The organism is Actinomycetota bacterium (genome assembly GCA_018830725.1).
In the GTDB taxonomy this organism is placed as follows: Bacteria; Actinomycetota; Humimicrobiia; order JAHJRV01; family JAHJRV01; genus JAHJRV01.
Genome location: JAHJRV010000091.1, coordinates 1 through 2,852, shown reverse-complemented (window position 1 = coordinate 2,852; position 2,852 = coordinate 1). Strand labels below are relative to the sequence as shown.

Below are 2,852 nucleotides of genomic sequence, written 5' to 3'. Positions count from 1 at the left end.
CTCTTCTATTTAATTGATTCTTCTTGGTTTAATTATTTATTTTCTGTTAATTTTCTAATTACGAAAGAAGCTACGTCAATACCTTTAGTTCCACGACCAAAGCCTGCATCCATTCCTTCCTCCTTAGCCATCTGATCTGTTATTTGAGTCCCACCTGCAATTAAGATAACTTTATCTCGTATTCCTTTCTCAATTGCTAATTGATTGAGTCTTCTCATATTTATTCTATGAATTTCGCCATGTGTAATTATTGTACTTATCAAAATTATTTTGGCATCCACTTCTATTGCTGCATCTATCACCTTCTCAATAGGTATTGATGTGCCCAGATAATAACATTTGAATCCAAATTTCTCTATACCTTCATGTTTTATATCTATAATCTCTCTCATTCCTACTGAGTGCTCATCCTCTCCAACTGTGGCAGCAACAACTTTTAAATTCTTTTCTCTAACAGTTTTTTCTATATATTCAGACTCTAAATTAGGAATAATTTCAGGCATTTTCAACTCTTTTAAATCAATACTAAAAGGTACTACGCCTTTTACCTCAACATATGTTCCTTCAGCAGGATGCATTATCTGTTTATGAATAATCTCTGGTTCCTTTAATCCAAACTTTCTTGCAATTTTAAGTGAGGCAAAATGAGATGTTTTTTCATCTACCGGTAAAAACATAGATAATACTATTACACCATCACCAGCCCACTGAACCTCTGGCTTTACTTTTCTTCCCAGCCTATATTCTTTATTTTCCTTAAGTCTTACATTTACATTATCTATTTCGTCAAGCTCATCAATGTAAGAAATTTTGTCATGAACACAAAGTGTACAGCCATATATTAAATCACACACCTTACTATCAATTTCTTTATTAACCTGTTTTTCATAAATATCCTTCTCTATTGATTGTATATTCTTAATCTGATTATTATTAATTTCCTCTATATCTTTGCTTTCCTTTTCTAAATCTTTACTTGCAATTCTCTTACCAGTTATTTTTTGAGCTAATGAAAGATTATTATATCCAAAATGGCTGCAAACTGGAGCAAAATAATCTTTAGCCCTCTTAAATATAGTTCCTGCTGCTACTCCCCCTTCTTTATATCTAATAATTCCATCATTAGCTCTTTCTGGATAACATCCTGAATCTACAAAAAAGCCCTTTTCAACTGCTTCAAAATATCCTCCAACTTTGAGTATTTCCTCTAGAAAAAGGATAGCTCTTTCTTTTATCTCCCTAACCTTTTCTTTAAGAATTCCTTCATCTTTAATTTCAATTAATTCTTTAATATCATCAAGTGCAATTAAAGACTGCTTTGCTGTATTTACTCCATGAATACTGTTATAATGCCATGGAACATTTCTACCTTCATCAGGTGTAATAGTACTTTGCAGGTGTGCAGATGTTAAACGTGATATCAAAGCATTTAAGGTATGGGAAACAGTAACTTCTCGAGTGCACGATTCCATATATCTGGTATTCATCTGCGCTCTAAAGATAAAATCTTCGAAGAAATCTCTTAATGCAACAGCATATGGCAAATCTATTTTAATACAGGGAGCAGGAGCAGATGTTGGAGGAACTGTTGATAAAGCAATTAAATTTTTTGGCATACCTGCTTTAATTGAAAATGCACAGTTTATAGAATGTTGAACTAATAATTCTGGCATCACCTTCCATGCTTCCTTGGCAGTAGCATTGGCATTATGAGCACCATCAATCTGAAGCATTTTAGCATTAGCCATTATTTTCTTAGCCTCAGCAGCATCAACAAAAGAACGGTACATGTTAATTCCTCTATATAATATATTATATTGTGGATCCTGATGAGCTCCATTTACACCTTCTTCATTAAATAATACCGCTATTTCCGGTCCAGCAACTCCACTTACATAAGAATGAAAATTAATTGGTCTTCCAACTTCATCCTCAATCAAATCTAATGCTTTTCTTGAAGCCCTTACCTGTTTTCTTGTAATTGGAACACCACCTACCCCTTCAGGTGTGCCTTCAATTAAACCATCAAAATGACTTTGTCCTGCTGTTCTTATAACCATTATATGGTCAGCACCATGATATGCTGCCATTCTGAATCTTCTTATATCATCTTCAAATCTTCCTGAAGCTATTTCAGATGTTATTATGCAATCAGGTTGAGGGTCAATATTTTTAAAATAATGAGCTGCTGGAAGAGGTTGACTGTTTTCTAAATTTTCTGAAATTTGGTTATATACAAATGGTCCTACTAAAGTTCCCTTTGGAAGTTTCTTTCTCCAGGTCCAACCTTTCCTCCTGGGCTTATATTTATCCAAATCCTTCAATATTTCTAAAACATCTATCTTTTCATCTTGCTTTAATCTATATTTATATTTAAATTCTGAATCTCCCAATTTCAAATCTCCTTTTTAATTATTTAAAAATTTCTTTTACTTTATCTACTAATTGTCCACTAACTAATTTTTCTCCAGCTTCTTTGTAAGGAATATTTTCTTCATTAGCTAATCTTAAAACTATATGACCTGCTCCCTTTCCTAAAATATCTAACTCTAAACACTTATCTACAATAGCTTTTGATTGTAATGAATTAAAACCCATTCTTAAAAGAACTGACCTCTCAATGGAAGGGGATGTGTATTCTTTAGCCATTTCAATCATAGGTTCTACAACTTTATTGGCTAAATCCCAGAATCTTTCCTTTAACTCTTTATCTGAAAGTTCTTTTATCTTTTTCCTTCTTATTTTAAAATCATCCTCTCTCTGCAACTAATACTCCTTTTTAAAAATTGAATTCAAATGAAATTGTAAAACAAATTAAGTCTTATAATTCCATAAATAATTTCAAAACAAAT

At 32.2% G+C, this 2,852-nt stretch carries 1 protein-coding gene and 1 pseudogene; both read right to left on the bottom strand.

The genetic code is table 11. The features are described 5' to 3' along the window. Positions 1 to 1,013: 1,013 nt before the first annotated feature. Positions 1,014 to 2,393: pseudogene (locus KKC53_04230) on the bottom strand (lysine 5,6-aminomutase subunit alpha). A 19-nt stretch (positions 2,394 to 2,412) separates the two neighbouring features. Further along, positions 2,413 to 2,766, bottom strand: coding sequence for an ornithine aminomutase subunit alpha (locus KKC53_04225; GenBank protein ID MBU2598373.1), 354 nt, complete (start codon positions 2,764 to 2,766; stop codon positions 2,413 to 2,415). Between the last annotated feature and the right edge of the window lie 86 nt (positions 2,767 to 2,852).